Origin of the sequence: Streptomyces ochraceiscleroticus (assembly GCF_000720485.1) — a bacterium.
In the GTDB taxonomy this organism is placed as follows: Bacteria; Actinomycetota; Actinomycetes; order Streptomycetales; family Streptomycetaceae; genus Streptomyces; species Streptomyces ochraceiscleroticus.
In genome coordinates, this window is sequence record NZ_JOAX01000010.1 from 25,904 (window position 1) to 46,601 (window position 20,698).

Annotated in this window: 17 protein-coding genes; 12 read left to right on the top strand and 5 right to left on the bottom strand. The window is 71.6% G+C overall.

Annotated features, from left to right (window positions below):
* A complete protein-coding gene (locus tag IG84_RS0114725) occupies window positions 1–1,806 on the bottom strand; it encodes a bifunctional metallophosphatase/5'-nucleotidase (protein WP_031056225.1) in 1,806 nt (601 codons plus the stop codon).
* Between the two features lie 157 nt (window positions 1,807–1,963).
* On the opposite strand from IG84_RS0114725, the gene mshD reads away from it, so the two are divergent.
* From mshD to IG84_RS0114745, 4 genes are all read left to right on the top strand, one after another.
* On the top strand, window positions 1,964–2,893 hold the full coding sequence (gene mshD / locus IG84_RS0114730; RefSeq protein WP_031056227.1) for a mycothiol synthase: 930 nt from the start codon (window positions 1,964–1,966) through the stop codon (window positions 2,891–2,893).
* A 275-nt stretch (window positions 2,894–3,168) separates the two neighbouring features.
* Window positions 3,169–5,427 (top strand): RNA degradosome polyphosphate kinase, encoded by a 2,259-nt coding sequence (locus tag IG84_RS0114735; protein ID WP_031056229.1) that lies wholly within the window; start codon window positions 3,169–3,171, stop codon window positions 5,425–5,427.
* A 73-nt stretch (window positions 5,428–5,500) separates the two neighbouring features.
* Window positions 5,501–6,598 carry a CHAD domain-containing protein gene (locus IG84_RS0114740; RefSeq protein ID WP_051861753.1) on the top strand — a complete coding sequence of 366 codons (1,098 nt, stop codon included), beginning with the start codon at window positions 5,501–5,503 and terminating at the stop codon, window positions 6,596–6,598.
* Window positions 6,595–7,014: an NUDIX hydrolase gene (locus tag IG84_RS0114745; protein WP_031056234.1), complete on the top strand. Its 420-nt coding sequence runs from the start codon at window positions 6,595–6,597 to the stop codon at window positions 7,012–7,014. Before IG84_RS0114740 ends, IG84_RS0114745 begins: the two co-directional genes overlap by 4 nt.
* Window positions 7,015–7,077: 63 nt before the next feature.
* On the opposite strand, the gene IG84_RS0114750 is transcribed toward IG84_RS0114745, so the two are convergent.
* On the bottom strand, window positions 7,078–7,908 hold the full coding sequence (locus tag IG84_RS0114750; protein WP_031056237.1) for a class I SAM-dependent methyltransferase: 831 nt from the start codon (window positions 7,906–7,908) through the stop codon (window positions 7,078–7,080).
* 260 nt (window positions 7,909–8,168) lie between these two features.
* Between IG84_RS0114750 and mshA the strand changes: the two genes are divergently transcribed.
* The 3 genes from mshA (at window position 8,169) to IG84_RS0114765 (ending at window position 11,798) form a co-directional block, all read left to right on the top strand.
* Window positions 8,169–9,548 carry a D-inositol-3-phosphate glycosyltransferase gene (gene mshA, locus IG84_RS0114755; RefSeq protein ID WP_031056240.1) on the top strand — a complete coding sequence of 460 codons (1,380 nt, stop codon included), beginning with the start codon at window positions 8,169–8,171 and terminating at the stop codon, window positions 9,546–9,548.
* A complete protein-coding gene (locus tag IG84_RS0114760) occupies window positions 9,541–10,032 on the top strand; it encodes a type III secretion system chaperone family protein (protein WP_031056243.1) in 492 nt (163 codons plus the stop codon). The genes mshA and IG84_RS0114760 overlap by 8 nt, the downstream gene beginning before the upstream one ends.
* A 116-nt stretch (window positions 10,033–10,148) precedes the next feature.
* Complete coding sequence (locus IG84_RS0114765) at window positions 10,149–11,798, top strand: glycosyl hydrolase family 28-related protein (RefSeq protein ID WP_031056245.1); 1,650 nt, start codon at window positions 10,149–10,151, stop codon at window positions 11,796–11,798.
* On the opposite strand, the gene IG84_RS0114770 is transcribed toward IG84_RS0114765, so the two are convergent.
* Window positions 11,752–13,098, bottom strand: a complete 1,347-nt coding sequence (locus tag IG84_RS0114770; protein ID WP_031056248.1) for an MDR family MFS transporter — start codon at window positions 13,096–13,098, stop codon at window positions 11,752–11,754. The two genes, IG84_RS0114765 and IG84_RS0114770, sit on opposite strands and share 47 nt — an antisense overlap.
* 201 nt (window positions 13,099–13,299) lie before the next feature.
* Here IG84_RS0114770 and IG84_RS0114775 point away from each other — a divergent pair, with 201 nt between their 5' ends.
* Window positions 13,300–14,061, top strand: coding sequence for a phosphoglyceromutase (locus tag IG84_RS0114775; protein WP_031056251.1), 762 nt, complete (start codon window positions 13,300–13,302; stop codon window positions 14,059–14,061).
* A 347-nt stretch (window positions 14,062–14,408) separates the two neighbouring features.
* Here IG84_RS0114775 and phoU read toward each other — a convergent pair whose 3' ends face one another.
* The gene (phoU, locus tag IG84_RS0114785; protein WP_031056254.1) at window positions 14,409–15,086 is read right to left on the bottom strand and encodes a phosphate signaling complex protein PhoU; all 678 of its coding nucleotides are present in this window, start codon (window positions 15,084–15,086) and stop codon (window positions 14,409–14,411) included.
* Between the two features lie 270 nt (window positions 15,087–15,356).
* On the opposite strand from phoU, the gene phoR reads away from it, so the two are divergent.
* Together phoR and phoP are read left to right on the top strand one after the other, a co-directional pair.
* Complete coding sequence (gene phoR, locus IG84_RS0114790) at window positions 15,357–16,670, top strand: two-component system sensor histidine kinase PhoR (protein ID WP_031056257.1); 1,314 nt, start codon at window positions 15,357–15,359, stop codon at window positions 16,668–16,670.
* Between the two features lie 5 nt (window positions 16,671–16,675).
* On the top strand, window positions 16,676–17,347 hold the full coding sequence (phoP, locus tag IG84_RS0114795) for a two-component system response regulator PhoP (RefSeq protein WP_465270440.1): 672 nt from the start codon (window positions 16,676–16,678) through the stop codon (window positions 17,345–17,347).
* A gap of 227 nt (window positions 17,348–17,574) precedes the next feature.
* On the opposite strand, the gene IG84_RS0114800 is transcribed toward phoP, so the two are convergent.
* Window positions 17,575–18,204 carry a copper chaperone PCu(A)C domain-containing protein gene (locus IG84_RS0114800; RefSeq protein ID WP_031056262.1) on the bottom strand — a complete coding sequence of 210 codons (630 nt, stop codon included), beginning with the start codon at window positions 18,202–18,204 and terminating at the stop codon, window positions 17,575–17,577.
* A 765-nt stretch (window positions 18,205–18,969) separates the two neighbouring features.
* Here IG84_RS0114800 and IG84_RS0114805 point away from each other — a divergent pair.
* Both IG84_RS0114805 and ispD read left to right on the top strand, forming a co-directional pair.
* A complete protein-coding gene (locus tag IG84_RS0114805; protein WP_003953493.1) occupies window positions 18,970–19,452 on the top strand; it encodes a CarD family transcriptional regulator in 483 nt (160 codons plus the stop codon).
* 438 nt (window positions 19,453–19,890) lie between these two features.
* Window positions 19,891–20,640 carry a 2-C-methyl-D-erythritol 4-phosphate cytidylyltransferase gene (gene ispD / locus IG84_RS0114810; RefSeq protein WP_031056265.1) on the top strand — a complete coding sequence of 250 codons (750 nt, stop codon included), beginning with the start codon at window positions 19,891–19,893 and terminating at the stop codon, window positions 20,638–20,640.
* Window positions 20,641–20,698 lie beyond the last annotated feature (58 nt).

The window sequence follows — 20,698 nt, forward strand, 5'->3', positions numbered from 1 at the left end:
TTACTTCACCACGGTGATCCGGTCCGCCTTCGGCGGGGCCAGCGGGCCGGACGCCGAGGAGTGCGCGCCCAGGTACGCCGTGAACGCGTCCAGGTCCGACGGGCCGACGAACTTGTCCGTGCCGTCCTTGAACGCGGCGAAGCCGTCACCGCCGCCCGCCAGGAACTCGTTCAGCGAGACGCGGTAGGTCTTCGCCGGGTCGATCGGCTCGCCGTTCAGCTTCACCGAGTCCTTGACCACCCGGTCCGCGCCCGACTTGGTCATGTCCAGGGTGTAGGTGAAGCCCTTGGAGACCTGGAGGATCTTCGGGGAGGCCGCGTTCGCGCCGCTGACCTGCTGCTGCAGCGCGGTGATGAGCTGCGCGCCGGTCAGCCCGATCACGTTCGTCATGTTGGTGAACGGCTGCACCGTGAACGCCTCGCCGTACGTCACCACTCCGTCGCCCTCGCTCCCCGACGCCTTGAAGGCCAGGTCGGAGCGGACGCCGCCGGGGTTCATCAGGGCGAGCTGCGCGCCGCCCTTGCCGCTGCCGGCGGTCGCCTCGAGCTGCGCGTCGGCGATGACGTCACCGAGCGGCGACTCGGGGGTGCTCGCGCCGCGGCCCGCGATGTCGTCGGAGATGTAGCCGACCGGCTTGTTCGCGACCGGCGCGGCCAGCTTGTCCCAGCGCTTGATCAGCGAGGTCAGGTCGGGGGCCTTGGGCTGGGTGCGGTTCACGACGTGGTTGGCCGACTTCACGGACGTGCGGACGATGTCCCTGGTCTTCCGGTCGTACGTCAGCGTGGTGTCGGTGTAGAGCTTGCCGAAGGAGGACGCCGAGGTGACCATCCGCGGCTGCCCGGCCGGGTCGGGGATCGTGCACGCGTACGCCTGGTGGGTGTGCCCGGTGACCAGCGCGTCGACGTCCGGCGTCACCTTCTTGGCGATCTCCGTGATCGGCCCGGAGATCCCGTCACCCGGACCCGGGCTGTCGCAGTCGTAGTTGTACGCGGTGGACGCGGGCGCACCGCCCTCGTGGATCAGTGCGACGACCGACTTCACGCCCTGCTTCCGCAGCACCTTGGCGTACTTGTCGATGGTCTCGGCCTCGTCGTGGAACTTCAGGCCCTTGACCCCGTCGGCGCTGACGATGTCCGGGGTGCCCTCCAGCGTCACGCCGATGAAGCCGATCTTCACGCCCTTGTGCCGCCAGACCGTGTACGGCTTCAGGATCGGCTTGCCGGTCTTCTCGTCGGTGACGTTGGCGGCCAGGTACGGGTAGTCCGCGCCCTCGAAGGTCCGCCCGTCCTCGTAGCAGCCGTCCTTCGGGTGGCAGCCGCCGTTCTGCAGCCGCGCCAGCTCCGCGCGCCCCTCGTCGAACTCGTGGTTGCCGACGCCGGTCACATCCAGCTTCAGCTTGTTCATCGCCTCCACGGTCGGCTCGTCGTGGAAGAGGCCCGAGAGCAGCGGGCTCGCGCCCACCAGGTCGCCGGCGGCCGCGGTGACGGAGTACGGGTGGCCCTTGCGCGCCGTACGCAGCGCGTTCGCCAGGTACTCGACGCCGCCCGCCTCGACCTTCTTCTTGCTCCCGTCGGCCTGCTCCTCCTCCACGGTGCCGGACGAGCCCTGCGGCGGCTGCAGATTGCCGTGGAAGTCGTTGAAGGAGAGGAGCTGCACGTCGACGGTGCGCGAGGAGTGACCGGGGCCGCCGGGGGTACCGGCGCCGGCGGGCAGCGCCGCCGCGGTGACGCCGGCCGCGGCGGCCAGTACCGTCGCCCCGGCCGCGAGGCGGCGCTTGAGACGGCGCCGATGAGGCGTAACTGACATGGGTCGTCCCCCTTGTGTGCTGCGGATGAGGAGTGGCGAGCGACCGGAAGCCTATGGTCAACGCGCGTAGCGCACCAGAGGCGACGGGTTAAGGGACGGTTGCGATGCGGGGACGGGGGACACCGCCCCGCGCCCGGCGGGCCGTACCCTTCGGGGCATGACTGACGCTGCACAGGGAACGGGCCCGGCCGGGCGGGACATGCAGGTACGGGAAGCACTCACGCCGGACGTGGCCGGTGCCGTACTGGAGCTGATCGAGACGGCGGCACGGACGGACGGCCAGCCGGCCGTGTCCGAGCAGGGACGGCTGCAGGTACGCGGGGGACAGCGGGAGGGCGTGAAGCACGTACTGCTGCGCGCCGAGGGCGACCGCATCGTCGGATACGCGCAGCTCGAGGACACCGACCCGGTCGAGGCGCCCGCCGCCGAGCTGGTCGTGCACCCCGAATTCCGCGGCCACGGCCTGGGCCGCAGGCTCGGCGGCGCGCTGCTGGAGCAGTCCGGACGGCGGCTGCGGCTGTGGGCGCACGGCGGCCACCCCGCGGCCCGCCACCTCGCGCAGACCCTGGGCCTGACCCTCTTCCGCGAGCTGCGCCAGATGCGCCGCCCGCTGGCCGACCTGGACCTGGCCGAGCCGGTGCTGCCCGCCGGCGTCACCGTCCGTACCTTCCAGCCCGGCACCGACGACGCGGCCTGGCTCGCCGCCAACGCCGCGGCCTTCGCCCACCACCCCGAACAGGGCTCGCTCACCCAGCGTGACCTGGACGACCGCAAGGCCCAGCCGTGGTTCGACCCCAAGGGCTTCTTCCTGGCCGAGAAGCAGGGGGAGCTCGTCGGCTTCCACTGGACGAAGAAGCACGCCGAGGAGGGCCTGGGCGAGGTGTACGTCGTCGGGGTCCGGCCCGAGGCACAGGGCGGCGGGCTCGGCAAGGCACTCACCGCGATCGGCCTCCGGCACCTGGCCGCCGAGGGCATGCCGACGGCGATGCTCTACGTGGACGCGGACAACGTCCCCGCCGTCACCGTCTACGAGCGCCTCGGCTTCGTCACCCACGAGACGGACCTGATGTACCGCACCGAGCTGTGACCAGCAGGGCGGCCGCGCACCGGAGTTGACGGTGTGCCATGAGGTGGCGGCGAGGCCCCGCGCCCGCCGCCGCCTCCCCGCCCGGCACCGGAAAATCCCCTCCGAGTAGCCCCCCGCTTGCCTGTCCGCCATGTCCGCGTTACCGGCGATTCAAACTCGCTTGCGAGCATCACTGAATGCAGCCCTCCGCGCAGCCGGCCGGTGACCGAAGGCTCCGAGCCGCCCCGCCGCCTCCCGACGCGCCTTCCCCGCCGGGAGCGCGGAAGAATGAGGTCATGGACCAGCAGACCAGCGCCCAGGCCCCGGCAACGCCCCAGACGCCGTCCGCACCGGCTCAGCCCTCGGTCGGTTCGATCGCCGCGCACCGCCCGAACACCGTCGCCGCCTCCCTGCCCGAGCTGGAACCGGACCTCGACGCCGATCTCGACGCGTACGACGTCGACGGCGCGCTGGGCGACGACGGCGTGGAGCTGCCCGCCGGCCGCTTCCTGGACCGCGAGCGAAGCTGGCTCGCGTTCAACGAACGGGTACTGGAGCTGGCCGAGGACCCGGCCACCCCGCTGCTGGAACGCGCCAAATTCCTGGCGATCTTCGCCTCCAACCTGGACGAGTTCTTCATGGTCCGGGTCGCCGGACTCAAGCGCAGAATCGCCACCGGCGTCGCCACCCGCTCCGCCTCCGGGCTGCAGCCCCGCGAAGTACTGGACCTGATCTGGACCCGCTCCCGCGAGCTCATGGCCCGGCACGCCGCCTGCTACCAGCACGACGTCGCCCCGGAGCTGGCCGGCGCCGGCATCCACCTGATCCGCTGGCCGGAGCTGACCGAGAAGGAACAGGCCCGCCTGTTCACCCTCTTCCGCCACCAGATCTTCCCCGTCCTCACCCCGCTGGCCGTCGACCCGGCCCACCCCTTCCCGTACATCTCCGGCCTCTCCCTGAACCTGGCCGTCGTCGTCCGCAACCCCGTCAGCGGCCACGACCACTTCGCCCGGGTCAAGGTCCCCCCGCTGCTCTCCCGCTTCCTGGAGGCGTCCCCGCAGCGCTACGTCCCCATAGAGGACGTCATCGCGGCGCACCTGGAGGAGCTGTTCCCGGGCATGGAGGTGCGCGCGCACCACATGTTCCGGGTCACCCGCAACGAGGACCTGGAGGTCGAGGAGGACGACGCGGAGAACCTCCTCAAGGCCCTGGAGAAGGAGCTCATGCGGCGCCGCTTCGGGCCGCCGGTCCGGCTGGAGGTCGAGGAGTCCATCGACCCGGCCGTACTGGACCTGCTCGTCCAGGAACTGAAGATCTCCGAGGCCGAGGTCTACCCGCTGCCCGGCCCGCTGGACCTCACCGGCCTCTTCGGGATCTCCGCGCAGGACCGGCCCGAGCTGAAATACCCCAAGTTCGTCGCCGGCACCCACCGCGACCTCGCCGAGGTCGAGTCGGCCTCCGCCCCCGACATCTTCGCGGCCCTGCGCAACCGAGACGTCCTGCTCCACCACCCCTATGACTCCTTCTCCACCTCCGTCCAGGCGTTCCTGGAGCAGGCCGCCGCCGACCCGGACGTCCTCGCGATCAAGCAGACGCTGTACCGGACCTCCGGCGACTCCCCGATCGTCGACGCCCTCATAGACGCCGCCGAGTCCGGCAAACAGGTCCTCGTCCTCGTCGAGATCAAGGCGCGCTTCGACGAGCAGGCCAACATCAAGTGGGCACGGAAGCTGGAGGAGGCCGGCTGCCACGTCGTCTACGGCCTGGTCGGCCTCAAGACGCACTGCAAGCTCTCCCTGGTCGTCCGCCAGGAAGGCGACATGCTGCGCCGCTACTCCCATGTGGGGACCGGCAATTACCACCCGAAGACCGCCCGGCTCTACGAGGACCTCGGACTGCTCACCGCCGATCCGCAGGTCGGCGCGGACCTCTCCGACCTGTTCAACCGGCTCTCCGGCTACTCCCGCCGGGAGACCTACCGGCGGCTGCTCGTCGCCCCCAAGTCGCTGCGGGACGGCCTGGTCCAGCGCATCACCAAGGAGATCGCGCACCAGCGCGCGGGCCACCCCGCGTACGTCCGTATCAAGGTCAACTCGATGGTGGACGAGGCCGTCATCGACGCCCTGTACCGCGCCTCCCAGGCCGGTGTGTCCGTGGACATCTGGGTACGCGGAATCTGTGCACTGCGGCCCGGTGTACCGGGTCTGAGCGAGAACATCCGCGTCCGCAGCGTCCTCGGCCGCTTCCTCGAACACTCGCGGGTGTTCGCCTTCGGCAACGGAGGGGAGCCCGAAGTGTGGCTGGGCAGCGCGGACATGATGCACCGCAATCTCGACCGGCGGATAGAGGCGCTGGTACGGGTCACCGACCCGGGCCACCGCGCCTCGCTCGACCGCCTGCTGCGGACCGGCACGTCGGACACCACCTCCGCCTGGCACCTCGGCCCGGACGGCAACTGGACCCGGCACGCCGCCGACGCGGACGGCACCCCGCTGCGCAACGTACAAGAAATGCTCATCGACGCCCGGAGGCGCCGGCGTGGCCCTGCGACCTGACCTCTCCCCGCCCTGCGAACGGACCGGTGCCCACCCGGCCGGACCGGCGCCCGACCGCGCGACGGCCGGCGAGGTGCTCTCGGCCTACCTCCACGAACAGTCGACGGCCTTCCTGCGCAATCTGCGGCTGCACCGCGAGAGCGGCTCGGACGCGCGGGGCGCCGGCGACGCGGCCCGGGAGCTGCGGGCCGCGGCCCGCCGGATCAGCGGCGCGCTGCACACCTTCCGGCCGCTGACCGACGAAGCCTGGGCCGACCAGCTCCGCGGCGAACTGGGCTGGCTGTCGGGCACCCTGGCCCGCGAGCACGCCTACGCCGACCGCCTCGCCCGCCTGCTGGCCGCCCTGCACCGGGTCGCGGGCCCCGCCGAACCGGCGGCCAGAGCCCCCGAGGGCGACGCCCCGCCCGCACAGCGCTCACAGAGCCGCACGACGGGGACGAGGGAGGGCGCGGGGGAGGGCCGAGCCCGGGACGGCCGGGCTCGCGACGACCGCACCCGGGACGGCCGGGCCCGCGACGACCGGACCCGCGATGATCGCACCCGCGACGACCGGACGCGCGACCCCAAGGACCCGGCCGCCACCACCGCGGCGGGGGCCGCGCGGGCGGGCGCGCTGCTGGACCGGCAGCTCACCCTGGCCCGCACCCGCGCCCATTCCGCCGCGCTCCAGGCGCTCGGCTCCTCGCGCTTCCACGCCGTCGCGGACGCCGTCGCGGTCCTCGCCTCCGAAGCGCCGCTGGACAAGAACGCCGCCGACCGGCTCGCCACCGAGGCGCTGCCGCCGCTGGCCGACCAGGCGCACCGCCGCCTCGCCGAGGCCGTCGCCGCCCTGCCGCTGACCCGCGCCGGACACCCGTACAACGCCGCGGCGCTCACCGCCGACGACCGCCAGGACGCCGCCTGGCACCAGGTACGGCTGCTGCTGCGGCACAGCCGGTACGCGCAGGAGGTCGCCGACGGCGGCGTCACCGACCTGCGCCTGCTGGAGGCGGCCCGCGCCCTGGAGCGCCACCGCGACGCGGCCGAGGCCGCCACCGCCGCTGCCGCCGCGGCCCGCACCCCGCGCATCGCCCCGGCCACCGCGTACGCCCTCGGCATCCTCCACGCCGACCAGCGCCACGAGGTCGAAGCCGCCCGCTACACCTTCACCCGCGCCTGGAGACCTGCATGAGCAACAACGGAACGGTAATCCTGGCCGCGGGCTGCGTCCTGTGGCGCCGCGCGCCGGGGACGGGCGGGCTGGAGATCGCCCTCGTACACAGGCCGAAGTACGACGACTGGTCGCACCCGAAAGGCAAGCTGAAGCGGGGCGAGGAGGCACACGCGGCGGCCGTGCGCGAGGTCGCCGAGGAGACCGGCATGGACTGCCGGCTCGGCACCGAGCTCACGACCGTGTACTACGAGGCGAACGGCCGGCCCAAGGAGGTCCGCTACTGGGCGGCGGAGGCGAGCGACGGGGCGTTCGTCGCCAATGACGAGGTCGACCGGCTGGTCTGGCTCTCCCCGGCCGAGGCCCGCGACCGCCTCACCCAGGACCGCGACCGGCCGCTGGTCGACGCCCTCATGGACGCGCTGCACACGGCCTGACACAGGGCCTGACATACGGCCTGACGTACGGCCTGACCTGGCCGTACGTCGTACAAGTGCGGCTCAGGCGCCGGTGCCGCCCGGTGCCAGCGCGTCCCACCTGATCGTGACCTCGCCCTGGCGCCAGCGGTGGGGGCCGTCGGTGAGGGGCCAGCCTGCGGCGTGGAGGGTGCGGGCCGAGCGGATCCAGCGCTGGCGGGCGCTGAGGGCGCCGTAGGGGGCTGCCGCCGCCCAGGCGCGGTCGAAGTCGCGCAGGAAGGCGTGCACCGGCTCGCCCGGCACATTGCGGTGGATGAGCGCCTTCGGGAGGCGTTCGGCCAGGTCGGAAGGGGTGGACAGGGCCGCGAGGCGGGCCGCGAAGGTGACCGTGCGGGGGCCCTCGGGGCCGAGCGCGACCCAGACGTGCCGGCGCCCGATCTCATCGCAGGTGCCCTCCACCAGCAGGCCGCCCGGGGCCAGCCGCGCGCACAGCCGCGCCCAGACCGCCACCACCTCGGCCTCGTCGTACTGCCGCAGCACGTTCGCCGCCCGGATGAGCGCGGGGGAGCGGCCCGGGGCGCCCGGCAGCGGCACCTCGAAGCCGCCGTGCAGGAAGGTCAGCCCGTCCCGCTCGTACGGCTTGGCCGCCGCGACCCGCTCCGGATCGATCTCGACCCCTACCACCTGCGTGTCCCCGTGGGCCGTGCGCAGCCGGTCCAGCAGCTCCACGGCAGTCCAGGGCGCGGCGCCGTACCCGAGGTCGACGGCGACCGGGTCGGCGGTGCGGCGCAGCTGGGGGCCGTGCGTGGCGGCGATCCAGCGGTCCATGCGGCGCAGCCGGTTCGGGTTGGTGGTCCCGCGGGTGGCGCTTCCGACCGGGCGTGCGGACGGGGGAGGGGAGGAGCTGCGGGCCATGGCATGACTGTATGCGCTGGTATCGAGGGAGCCGGCCGGTGGCCACCACGGTGACCGGCCCGGCGGCGGGCCCCGTGGCCGTGGGGCGTCCGGCCCGTGGACCGCCGGGGAAGATCCGCCGGGCATCCCTTAGGGTCACGCTTTGGCAAAGAGGGGGCGGCGCGGCGCCTGGCGGGAAATGGCACGGCCGGCTCTGTTGTTGGCCGGTGGAGAGGCGCTGTTGCGCCGGGTTTCTGCCGGATTTTCGGAGGTAGCTCGCAGTGAGCCAATACGTGTCCCGGCTCCGCGGCCGTCCCCAGAGCCAGTTCGCGGGCCCCGCCCGGCTCCGGCTGGGGGGCTCCCGCAAGCCGCGCCGGGTGGCGATGCTGAGCGTGCACACCTCCCCGCTGCACCAGCCCGGCACGGGCGACGCGGGCGGCATGAACGTCTACATCGTCGAGCTGGCCAGGAAGCTCGCCGCGCTCAACATCGAGGTCGAGATATTCACCCGCGCCACCACCGGCGCCCTCCCGCCCTCCGTCGAGCTGGCCCCCGGCGTGCTCGTACGGCATGTGGACGCGGGCCCGTACGAGGGGCTGAACAAGGAGGACCTGCCCGCCCAGCTCTGCGCCTTCACGCACGGCGTGATGCAGGCGTGGGCCGGCCACCGCCCCGGCCATTACGACCTGGTGCACTCGCACTACTGGCTCTCCGGCCATGTCGGCTGGCTCGCCGCCGAGCGCTGGGGCGTCCCGCTCGTGCACGCCATGCACACGATGGCCAAGGTCAAGAACGCCGCGCTCGCGGAGGGCGACACCCCCGAGCCGGCCGCGCGCGTCATCGGCGAGACCCAGATCGTGCGCGCCTCGGACCGCCTGATCGCCAACACCGCCGAGGAGGCCGGCGAGCTCGTCCGGCACTACGAGGCCGAGCCCGGCAAGGTCGCGGTCGTGCACCCCGGCGTCAACCTCGACCGCTTCCGGCCGGCGAGCGACGCGACGGGCAGCGGCGTCGCGGACGCGCGGGCCGCGGCCCGGCACCGCCTCGGCCTGCCCCAGGACGCGCTGATCCCGCTCTTCGCGGGCCGCATCCAGCCCCTGAAGGCCCCCGACATCCTGCTGCGCGCGGTCGCGGTGCTGCTGGACCAGGATCCCTCGCTGCGCTCGCGGATCGTCGTCCCCGTCGTGGGCGGGCCGAGCGGCAGCGGCCTGGCCAAGCCCGAGGGCCTGCAGAAGCTGGCCGCCCGGCTCGGCATCGCGGACGTGGTGCGGTTCCGGCCGCCGGTGGGCCAGGACCAGCTCGCCGACTGGTACCGCGCGGCCAGCGTGCTCGTCATGCCCTCGTACAGCGAGTCCTTCGGCCTGGTGGCCATAGAGGCGCAGGCGTGCGGCACCCCGGTGATCGCCGCGTCGGTCGGCGGCCTGCCGGTCGCCGTGAAGGACGGCGTCAGCGGCTTCCTGGTCGATGGCCACGACCCGGCGGACTACGCCCGTGCGCTGCGCCGGTTCGCCGAGGAACCCTCGCTCACGCTGCGGATGGGCGCGGCGGCCGCCCGGCACGCCGGCTCCTTCGGCTGGGACACCGCGGCCGCCGCGACGGCCGACGTGTACACCGCCGCGCTGCAGGAGCGGCGCCGTCGCCTACGATCACTGCATGGCTGACGACGCGCGGCGGATCATCGAGGCGACGCTCAACGACGCCGAGCTGGAGTGGGAGTCCCCGGCGGATGGCAGTTACGTCGTCAAGCTGCCCGGCACCCGCAAGCTCTCCACGACGTGCTCGCTGCTCGTCGGCAAGCACTCGCTGTCCATCAACGCGTTCGTCGTACGGCGCCCGGACGAGAACCACGAAGCGGTGCACCGCTGGCTGCTGGAGCGGAACACCCGGCTGTACGGCGTGAGTTACGCGATCGACAAGCTCGGCGACGTCTATCTCGTCGGCAAGCTGCCGCTCGCGGCCGTCACCCCTGAGGAGCTGGACCGGATCCTCGGCACGGTCCTGGAGAACGCCGACGGTTCCTTCAACACGCTGCTGGAGATGGGCTTCGCGTCGGCGATCCGCAAGGAGTACGAGTGGCGGGTCTCGCGCGGTGAGTCCACCCGCAACCTCGAAGCATTCGCCCATCTGACGGGCCGGGACAAGTAGCGCTTTCCGGCCTATTTCGCGGTCACCCTTCCCGGCTCTTCCACCGCTCTGCGGGCGCGTGGCATGCTCGCGGCCTCCTCTCCCATGCACCTCTTCACCTGCATGAAGGGCGGCCCATGGACATCAGCAGGCGCACCCTGCTGGGCAGCGCGACCGCCGTGACGGCGGCTGCCGTACTGCCCGCTCTTCCGGCCCCGGCGGCCGGTCATCACCACGCACTCTGGGACGAGTACAGCGCCCGCCCCTTCACGCATCCGCAGATCCCGTACATCGGCCGGGCCGGCTGCCGGCGCGGCCCCCGGGCCGCCGGCGACGGACCCGTGATCGACGCCGTACGGGAGCACGGCGCCGTCCCGGACGACAGCAAGGACTCGGCCCCCGCCCTCAACCGCGCCCTCGAGGCCGCGGGCCGGCGCGGCGGCGGCACCGTCACCCTCCCGCCCGGCACCTTCCGCATCGACGGCATCGTCCGCATCGGCCACGACCACGTGGTGCTGCGCGGTGCAGGCAGCGGCCGTACCAAGCTGCTCGCCACCAAGCACCTCACCGAGCTGATCGGCCCGTACGGCAGCCGGTACGGCGGCGACAAGTCCGCCTGGTCCTGGACCGGCGGCCTCATCTGGCTCTGCCCGACGGCCCGTTGGGAATCCCTGGTCGCGGCGATCAGGAAGCGGGACTGGCCGTTCGAGGGCTGGACGGGCAACCGGCGTGACGAGTGGCGCACGCTCACCGCCGTACGCCCCGCGCGCCGCGGCGACTGGACGGTGACGGTCGCCGACACCTCGCGCCTGCGCCCCGGCGCCCTCGTCCTCCTCCGGCTGGCCGACGACAAGGACCACACCCTCCTCCAGCACATGGCGGGCGGCGGCCCCGGCCCCGCCTCGTACACCTGGAACGGCAGGGCCAAACTGAACAGCTTCGTCCCGTACGAGTGGCCCGTGCGCATCGTGCGTATCAAGGGGCGCGAGGTGACCTTCGAGCGCCCGCTGCCCCTCGACGTGCGCCCGGAGTGGGACCCGCGGCTCACCACTCACGTTCCCGCGCTCACCGGCGCCGGCGTCGAGGGCCTGACGATCGAGGCGGTCGAGACGCCGCAGTCCCTGCACCTGCAGGACAAGGGCTACAACGGCGTCCTCCTGCAGTGCGCGTACGACTGCTGGGTACGGGACGTCGTCGCGCGCCACGTCGACAACGGCTTCGGGCTGACCGCCTCGTCCTCCTGCACGATCAGCAACACCCGCGTCGCGGGCCGCGGCTCCCACCACCCGTACTACTGCCGCGAGGGCGCGCACGACAACCTCTTCGAGGACTTCGTGATCGAGAAGCGCAGCGTCCCCGAGCCGCCCGGCACCATGCTGCACGGCATCAACGTCGAGAACCTGTCCAGCTACAACGTCTGGTCGCGCGGCCGCATGGAGATGGGCACGTTCGACTCCCACCGCGGCATGCCGTTTGCCAACGTCCGTACCGACATCGTCCTCGACAACACCGGCCGGCACGGCGGCGACCTGCGCGCGGGGCCGCTCTTCGGGGCCCGCTTCACGCACTGGAACGTCCGCGTCACCAACGGCCGGGCCGGCATGGTGAAGATCGACGGACTGGCCCCGTACAGCGTCACCGCCGGCATCTCCGAGGTCCGCGAGTTCGGCCAGATCGACAAGCCGGACTTCACCGGTGACCTGCACAGCAGGCTCGTGGCGTACGGCCGCCCGGGGGGGCTCAGGCCACGGAATCTGTACGAGGCACAGCGGCGGCTGCGTCCCTGACCGGCGCGGGCTCCGGAGCCTCGGCCTGTACTGGCGTGGATTCCGGAGCCCGGTCCGGCACCGGCGCGGTTTCCGGCGCCGTCGTACCCGCCGCGGGCTCCTCCGCGTTCATCCGCCGCAGCAGCAGCCCGTAACCGAGCGCCGCCACCGTCCCGACCACCGCACTGGCCGACCAGAGGGCGGCCGGGCCGTAGCGGTCGATGACCGCCCCGCCGAGCAGCGGGGCGGCCAGCGAGGCCACCGACCAGGACAGCGAGTACATGCCCTGGTAACGGCCGCGGCCGTGGGTGGGGGAGAGGCGGACCACCAGCCCCATCTGGGTGGGGGAGTTGATGATCTCGCCGAGCGTCCAGACGGCGACGGACACCGCGAACAGCGCCACCGAACCGGCGAACGCCGTCAGCCCGAAGCCGTAACCGGTCAGCAGCGCCGAGCCGATCAGCAGCGCCGCCGGACTGCGGTGCTCGATGAAGCGGGTCACCGGGATCTGCAGCAGCACGATCAGCACGCCGTTCGTCGCGATCACCAGCCCGAAGTCCGAGCTGCTGAAGCCCGCCTGACCCATGGTCACCGGCAGCGACACGTACGCCTGCTGGAAGAGCAGCGCGAGCAGCAGGTTCAGCCCGACGACGGTCATGAAGCGCCCGTCCCGCACCACGGTCGTCATCGACACGCGCCGTACGGGCTCCTCCGCAGTGCTGCTGTCCGTCGTCCCTTCCCCCGGCCGGGACTCGGGCAGCTTCACGAAGACCACCACCGCGCAGACCAGCACCAGCACCGACTCGCCGAGGAAGAGCAGCAGATAGCCGTACTGGGCGAGCAGCCCGGCCAGCGACGAGGAAATCGCGAAGCCCATGTTCAGCGCCCAGTAATTGAGCGCGAAGGCCCGCACCCGGTCCTCCGGCGCCACGATGTCCGCCATCATCGCCTGCACCGCAGGCCGCGAACCGTTGCTCGCCATGCCGACCACGCAGGCCACCGCCGCGATGGCCACCGGGTCCTCCATGAAGCCCAGCAGCGCCACCGAGACCGCGGTCGCCAGTTGCGCGATCAGCATCGTGGGCCGCCGCCCGAGCCGGTCGGTCAGCACCCCGGCCACCACCGAGGAGACCACCCCGCCCAGCCCGTACAGCGCGCCGACCAGCCCCGCGTACGACGCCGAGTACCCCCGCTCCACCGTGAGGTACAGCGCCAGGAACGTGGCGACGAACGCCCCCAGGCGATTGATCAGCGTGCTCGTCCACAGCCACCAGAACTGCCGCGGCAGCCCCGACACACTCGCGACGACGGCTCGTCTCACCCTGACTCCCCCATAAACCGTGTACGTGGCGCCGGTGTAAGTGGCGCAACCACCAAAGGGAAGCTACATACGCAGGTCAGTCACCGCTATTGAATTGACGCGAACCGTCAAACGTCGGCGGCCCGGCACAGACGAGCGCCCCGGAGTCCACACATCGGCCCCCTGCCTGGCCTGTCACCGTTTTCGATTAGTCTCAAAGACATGGCCGACGCACCGTACAAGCTCATCCTCCTCCGCCACGGCGAGAGCGAGTGGAATGCGAAGAACCTGTTCACCGGCTGGGTGGACGTCAACCTGAACGAGAAGGGCGAGAAGGAGGCGGTCCGCGGCGGTGAGCTGCTCAAGGACGCCGGCCTGCTCCCCGACGTCGTGCACACCTCCCTCCAGAAGCGCGCCATCCGCACCGCGCAGCTGGCCCTGGAGGCCGCCGACCGCCACTGGATCCCGGTCCACCGCAGCTGGCGCCTGAACGAGCGGCACTACGGCGCGCTGCAGGGCAAGGACAAGGCCCAGACCCTCGCCGAGTTCGGCGAGGAGCAGTTCATGCTGTGGCGCCGGTCCTACGACACCCCGCCGCCCGCGCTGCCGAACGACGCCGAGTACTCGCAGTTCTCCGACGCGCGTTACGCCACGCTCCCCCCGGAGCTGCGTCCGCAGACCGAGTGCCTCAAGGACGTCGTCGTCCGGATGCTGCCGTACTGGTTCGACGGCATCGTCCCGGACCTGCTCACCGGCCGCACCGTCCTGGTCGCCGCGCACGGCAACAGCCTCCGCGCCCTGGTCAAGCACCTCGACGGCATCTCCGACGCGGACATCGCCGGCCTGAACATCCCCACCGGCATCCCGCTCTCCTACGAGCTCGACGCCGACTTCAAGCCGCTCAACCCGGGCGGCACCTACCTCGACCCGGAGGCCGCCAAGGCCGCCATCGAGGCGGTCAAGAACCAGGGCAAGAAGAAGTAAGCCCTCGCTCTTACTCAGCGACAGGCCCCCTGCCTGCGGATATTCCGCGGGCAGGGGGCTTGGTGCTGCTCCGGGGCCGGCGTTGGGCCGTCAGCCGCAACTGCCGCCGCAGCTGCACGGGCCGCCGGACTGGCAGCCGCAGCCGCAGCCGGAGCCGCACGAGCAGCCGTTGGCCGGTGCCGGCTCGGGGGTGCTGGAAACAGGGGTGTGGGGCATGAGTGCCTCCTGGTTGGCAGCCATAAGGGAGGTTCCTTCCCTCCCTTACCCACGCGAGGGGGCGCACCAACGGCGTGCGGCTGCACGGAGCGGGGCACACGCTGCCCCGCCCGCCCGCGCCCGGAGGACGCTCAGCCGCCCTCGACCGCGGTCGGCGGCGCGATCTCGTCCGCGTGCTCGCCCGTGACCAGGTACACCACGCGCTTGGCGACCGACACCGCGTGATCGGCGAACCGCTCGTAGTAACGGCCCAGCAGCGTGACATCCACCGCCGTCTCGATGCCGTGCTTCCAGCGGTCGTCCATCAGGTGCTGGAAGAGCGTGCGGTGCAGCAGGTCCATCGCGTCGTCGTCCTGCTCCAGCTGCAGCGCCAGATCGACGTCCTTCGTGATGACGACCTCGCCGGCCTTCGCCATCAGGCGCTGCGCGAGCTGCCCCATCTCCAGAATGGTGGCGTGCAGGTCCCGCGGCACCGCCGTCTCCGGGAACCGCAGCCGCGCCAGCTTCGCGACGTGCTGCGCCAGGTCCCCGGACCGCTCAAGATCCGCGCTCATCCGCAGCGACGTCACGACGATCCGCAGATCCGTGGCGACCGGCTGCTGGCGCGCCAGCAGGGCTATCGCCCGGGCCTCCAGGTCGTGCTGCAGATCGTCGACCTTCTCATCGCCGGCGATCACGTTCTCCGCCAGCTTCAGGTCCGCGTCGAGTATCGCCGTGGTGGCGCGCCCGATCGCGGAGCCGACGAGCCGGGCCATCTCGACCAGACCTTCGCCGATCGAATCCAGCTCCTCGTGGTACGCGTCCCGCATCAGTGACCTTCTCTCGCATCGAGTCGTGTGTGGGCCTGCGACGCCCGTGGTCCAGACCTCCGGGTCCGTGCCCCTGCGTAGTCGCCCGGGCTGCGCCCCTGGTGGTGTGGGCCTACGATTCCCACGCTCCCACGTTCGAGCCCGGATGCGACCGGTTCGCCCCTCCGGAGTGAATCAGTACCGACATGAAGGTGAACTCTCGGCAACCAGTGGCCGAGGTGACCCTCTGATGGCTGGGGAACTGTCACAACCGGCGCATAACCTGGACTCATGAACGTGGACGCGGCCATTGCCGCAGTGGCAGCGATCGCCGGTTGCTGTACCGGCGTCATCGCCATGCTGGCGTTCCGCTGGAGCGAGCGGGACCAGGCCAAGCCCACGCGTACGTCCCTGCACACCGACGCCGTCCTGCCGCCCGGCGTGGACACCGTTCTGTCGGTGCTGCGGTCCTCCGCCGTCGTCCTGGACGAGGCCGACGGCGTGGTCAAGGCCAGCTCGGCCGCGTACGCCCTGGGCCTCGTACGAGGCGGCAAGCTCGCCGTCGACCCCATGCTCCAGATGGCCCGCGACACCCGCAGGGACGGGGAGATACGCCAGGTCGAGCTGGACCTGCCGCGCCGCGGCACCGGCCGCGGCGACGCCCTCGCCGTCTCCGCGCGAGTCGCCCCGCTCGGTTCCCGCCTCGTACTCCTCCTGGTCGAGGACCTCACCGAAGCCCGCCGTATCGAAGCGGTCCGCCGCGACTTCGTGGCCAACGTCAGCCACGAGCTCAAGACCCCGGTCGGCGCGCTCTCCCTGCTCTCCGAGGCGGTGATGGACGCCAGCGACGACCCCGAGGCGGTGAACCGCTTCGCGGGCCGCATGCAGACCGAGGCCACCCGCCTGACCAGCCTGGTCCAGGAGCTGATCGACCTCTCCCGGGTGCAGAACGACAATCCCCTGGAGGACGCCGAGCCCGTCCGCGTGGACGAGCTGGTCGAGGAGGCGATGGACCGCTGCCGCCAGCAGGCCAGCAGCAAGTCGATCACCATGGCCGTAGGCGGCATCGCCGACCTGCACGTATGGGGCAACAGAAGCCAGCTCGCCGGCGCCCTCGGCAACCTCGTCGAGAACGCCGTCAACTACTCCCCGGCCCGCACCCGCGTCGGCATAGCCGGCCGCCGAGTCCCGGCAGCCGGCGGCACGATGATCGAGATAGCCGTCACCGACCAGGGCATCGGCATCTCCGAGAAGGACCGGGACCGGATCTTCGAGCGGTTCTACCGCGTCGACCCGGCGCGCTCCCGCGCCACCGGCGGTACCGGACTCGGTCTCGCCATCGTCAAGCATGTGGCCGCCTCGCACGGCGGGGAGGTCACGGTGTGGAGCGCCGAAGGACAGGGCTCCACCTTCACCCTGCGGCTCCCGGAAGCCGGCGCGGTCCGCGACCGCGACTCCCAGCGGGACGACCCCGCAGCAGACCCGGACGACCTCGATGGCGAGGACGGTCCGTACGACACCTTCAACGGCCCGGCCGTCACCCACCACCACACTTCCCCGGAAGCGCTACGCGCGCCCTATCCTGCCCCGGAGGTCCTTCCGTGACCCGAGTGCTCGTCGTCGAGGACGAGGAGTCCTTCAGCGACGCCCTGTCGTACATGCTCCGCAAGGAGGGCTTCGAGGTCGCGATCGCCGCGACCGGCCCCGACGGACTGGACGAGTTCGAGCGCAACGGCGCCGACCTGGTCCTGCTCGATCTGATGCTGCCCGGCCTGCCCGGTACGGAGGTCTGCCGCCAGCTCCGCGGCCGCTCCAACGTCCCGGTGATCATGGTGACCGCCAAGGACAGCGAGATCGACAAGGTCGTCGGCCTGGAAATAGGAGCCGACGACTACGTCACCAAGCCGTTCTCCTCGCGGGAGCTGGTCGCCCGCATCCGCGCGGTCCTGCGCCGCCGCGGCGAGCCCGAGGAGGTCACCCCGCAGGCCCTGGAGGCCGGCCCGGTCCGCATGGACGTGGACCGGCACGTCGTCACGGTCTCCGGCGGCAAGGTCGACCTCCCGCTCAAGGAGTTCGACCTGCTGGAGATGCTGCTGCGCAACGCCGGCCGGGTCCTCACCCGTATGCAGCTCATCGACCGCGTCTGGGGCGCCGACTACGTGGGCGACACCAAGACCCTCGACGTCCACGTCAAGCGCCTGCGCGCCAAGATCGAGCCGGACCCGGGCGCGCCGCGCTATCTGGTCACGGTCCGCGGCCTCGGGTACAAGTTCGAGCCGTAGGCCGACCCGCCGGCCGGTGAACCGGCCTGTACGACACGCTGTCGCTCCAGCGCTCCGCCTGATGCCGGGTGGGGCGCTTGTGGCGTTGTAGGAGCACCTGTCGCGCCCTACTGCCTGCGTACGGCGTTGTGTACGGCTGCGCCCGCCGCGCTCCCCGCCTGTGGTGGCAGGCGGGGGCGTGACGGGCGTCAGGCGATCTCTGGAGGCCGTACGGCGTCCGCTGCGGCTCAGTGGCCGGCGCGCTCGGACTCCGACGCGGAGGCGGACTCCGACGGCTTGCCGGACTCGGACGCCGAGGCGGAGCCCGACGGCGTGGCGGAGGCGGACTGGCCCGGCTGCGGCACCTCGCTCGGTCCGAAGTCCTTGAAGTAGCTCTTCGCCGGGACGACGTACGCCCGCAGCGACACCTTGCCGGTGCGGCTGAGGTCGAAGGTCACCTTCTGCGCGTTGCCGTCCTGGACGGCCTCACGGCCGCTGGACAGGGTGGCCGAGGCGTTGCCCTTGCCGCCGATCACGATCGAGCCGCCGGCCGGCACGGTGATCTTGCCGGAGCCCTTGGCGGGCTTCAGCTCGGCCTGCTGGCCGCTGCCGTCGACCGTGACGGAGTCCAGCGTCTGGTCCTTCGTACCGCCGTTGAACAGCGTCGCGGACACCACTGCCGGGCCCTTGGCGTCCGGCTTCGGCTGGGTGATCACCACGGCGTTCTGGATCTTGATGTCGCCGACGGAAGTGGCGGCGTTGTCCGGCTTGACTTGCAGCGTCGCGGCATCGTTCCCGGCCGCGCACGCGGAGAGCGAGGCGATCGAGAGCGTGAGGACGGTGGCGGCGAGGGCGCCGCGTCGAAGGCTGCGGCTCACGGCGGCGGCATCTCCTAGGACGAGCTTCGGCGGCCGAACGGTCATGCCCGGTCGCGGGGTGGACGGCTGGGCGGCCGTTCCGTACGCCGCGCGTCGGCGCCGTACGTAAAGCCGCCCTAAGGGTGTGTCAGCGCCGCTAGGTTACCGAGCCGCCCTTCCGGCGCCGCACCCGACCCGCCCCCTGCGCGATCACGTGCCGATCAGGCGCCGCTCACCCGGTCACGACCGGCCACCCGGAAGGTGCTCGGCGCGGCTGTCGGCAGCCCCTCCCCATGGATGTCCGGCCGGCTTACCGGCCCCCTCACGAGAACTGCCGGAAGAATTCACCTGACGTCCGTTCGAGCGATCGCCGCCGGAGAATCCACCGGGGCCGCCAAGAGGAATAACGGCAAAGGCAAAGGAATGCGCCGCGTCACACGAATTGATCATGCCCGGTACGCCCGGCCGGGTGACGGGATGATCAATTCTCGATTCGGACCGGAGTGGTCACGAGTGACCGAACGGAGTAGTGGAAGCACGCCATCCGGATCCCGGCAAACCGGGACGTTCGTCCTCTCGATCGGGCACTTCCGGAGCTGTAACGTACGCGTTTCGCTCCGCTCAAGAAGCCCCTCCGACCTGCGAATACTGGCTTCCGACAAGCGGCCGATGCACGTCACGGCCGTCGTTGTCAAGCCCCGAGATGCGCCCTGACCTGCGAAAACGCCATTCAGAACGGACCGTTCCCGTGTTAGGATGGATAGCCACGGAAGGGGTACCTGTCACATGACGTTCAAGGTTGGCGACACCGTGGTCTATCCCCATCACGGGGCCGCGCTGATCGAGGCCATCGAAACTCGCCAGATCAAAGGCGTGGACAAGACCTACTTGGTGCTGAAGGTCGCCCAGGGCGATCTGACGGTTCGTGTGCCAGCGGACAATGCGGAGTTCGTCGGTGTGCGCGATGTGGTCGGCCAGGACGGGCTCGACCGGGTCTTCGAGGTGCTTCGCGCACCATATGCCGAAGAGCCGACGAACTGGTCCCGTCGCTACAAGGCAAATCTCGAAAAGCTCGCCTCCGGCGACGTGATCAAGGTCGCCGAAGTTGTTCGCGACCTGTGGCGCCGTGAGCGTGAGCGCGGACTCTCCGCAGGTGAGAAGCGAATGCTCGCCAAGGCCCGCCAGATCCTGGTGAGCGAGCTCGCCCTCGCGGAGAACACGAACGAAGACAAGGCCGAGGCTCTGCTCGACGAGGTCCTCGCGTCCTGACCCTGCCGCTGCTGGGTTTTCACAGTGATCGCTCACGGTGGTGGACCCCGCAATGAGGCGCTCAGCACAATGAAGCGCGCTCAGCGGTGCTCAGCACGAAAATGCCGCGGTGCCCGAGCGACGATTGCTTCCTACGGAAGCAGTCCGTTGCCGGGCGCTGCGGCATATCTGATGACCGGCGTACCTACGACTGGCCCACCTACGGCCGACCGACCGGCCTACCTGCGGCGACGCACCCGGGCCGACTGCGACGGCGGTACCCGGAACCGAAACCGGAACTGACGTGCCGGGCCCGGGCAGCTGGCTCGACCGGTCGTCACGGAAGGGTCCGGTCGGGGCGTCGCGCCCGGCACGGTGTGGCCATACCCACCTCTGCCGAGTAAACAAACCTGCCGCTCGAAATTCGGGGTGCGACCCCCGGCTCACGGAGTGCAACCGATGTCTGAAGATTCCCGCCGACTTCGCACGGCGGCGGTCATCCCCGCGGCCGGCCGCGGCGTACGCCTCGGCCCCGGCGCCCCCAAGGCTCTGCGCGCGCTGGGCGGCACGCCCATGCTCATCCATGCCGTACGGGCCATGGCCGCCTCCCGCGCCGTCTCGCTCGTCGTCGTGGTCGCGCCGCCCGACGGCGCACCCGAAGTACGCGCGCTGCTGGACAGCCACACCTTCCCCGAGCGCACCGAGCTGCTGGTCGTCCCCGGCGGCGACACCCGCCAGCAGTCCGTGAGCCTCGGCCTGCAGGCCCTGCCCGAAGACGTCGACGTGGTCCTCGTCCACGACGCGGCGCGGCCCCTCGTGCCGGTCGACACCGTCGACACCGTGATCAACGCCGTACGGGGCGGCGCGCCCGCCGTCGTACCGGCGCTGCCGCTCGCCGACACCGTGAAGGAAGTACGGCCGGATTCCGGCGGTGGATCCGAGCCAGTGGTGGGCACGCCGGAGCGCGCCCGGCTGCGCGCCGTACAGACCCCGCAGGGCTTCGACCGCGACACGCTGGTCAAGGCGCACGAGACCGTGACCTTCGACGGCGAGGGCGCCACGGACGACGCCGGCATGGTCGAGCGGCTCGGCGCGCCGGTCGTGGTCGTCCCCGGCCACGAAGAGGCGTTCAAGGTCACCCGCCCGCTGGACCTGGTCCTCGCGGAGGCCGTACTGGCGCGCCGGCGGGTGACGGACGGGTACGCCTGAGACGGCCGCCTCGCGTCGGGCGGCCCCGCGGGGTGGGGTTTGAAGTCGGTGGGGGGCG

What these genes read in the sequence shown, in the direction of transcription:
- IG84_RS0114725 (WP_031056225.1), bottom strand. Translation starts at nt 1,806, where the DNA reads ATGTCAGTTACGCCTCATCGGCGCCGTCTCAAGCGCCGCCTCGCGGCC.
- mshD (WP_031056227.1), top strand. Translation starts at nt 1,964, where the DNA reads ATGACTGACGCTGCACAGGGAACGGGCCCGGCCGGGCGGGACATGCAG.
- IG84_RS0114735 (WP_031056229.1), top strand. Translation starts at nt 3,169, where the DNA reads ATGGACCAGCAGACCAGCGCCCAGGCCCCGGCAACGCCCCAGACGCCG.
- IG84_RS0114745 (WP_031056234.1), top strand. Translation starts at nt 6,595, where the DNA reads ATGAGCAACAACGGAACGGTAATCCTGGCCGCGGGCTGCGTCCTGTGG.
- IG84_RS0114750 (WP_031056237.1), bottom strand. Translation starts at nt 7,908, where the DNA reads ATGGCCCGCAGCTCCTCCCCTCCCCCGTCCGCACGCCCGGTCGGAAGC.
- IG84_RS0114760 (WP_031056243.1), top strand. Translation starts at nt 9,541, where the DNA reads ATGGCTGACGACGCGCGGCGGATCATCGAGGCGACGCTCAACGACGCC.
- IG84_RS0114765 (WP_031056245.1), top strand. Translation starts at nt 10,149, where the DNA reads ATGGACATCAGCAGGCGCACCCTGCTGGGCAGCGCGACCGCCGTGACG.
- IG84_RS0114775 (WP_031056251.1), top strand. Translation starts at nt 13,300, where the DNA reads ATGGCCGACGCACCGTACAAGCTCATCCTCCTCCGCCACGGCGAGAGC.
- phoU (WP_031056254.1), bottom strand. Translation starts at nt 15,086, where the DNA reads ATGCGGGACGCGTACCACGAGGAGCTGGATTCGATCGGCGAAGGTCTG.
- phoR (WP_031056257.1), top strand. Translation starts at nt 15,357, where the DNA reads ATGAACGTGGACGCGGCCATTGCCGCAGTGGCAGCGATCGCCGGTTGC.
- IG84_RS0114805 (WP_003953493.1), top strand. Translation starts at nt 18,970, where the DNA reads ATGACGTTCAAGGTTGGCGACACCGTGGTCTATCCCCATCACGGGGCC.
- ispD (WP_031056265.1), top strand. Translation starts at nt 19,891, where the DNA reads ATGTCTGAAGATTCCCGCCGACTTCGCACGGCGGCGGTCATCCCCGCG.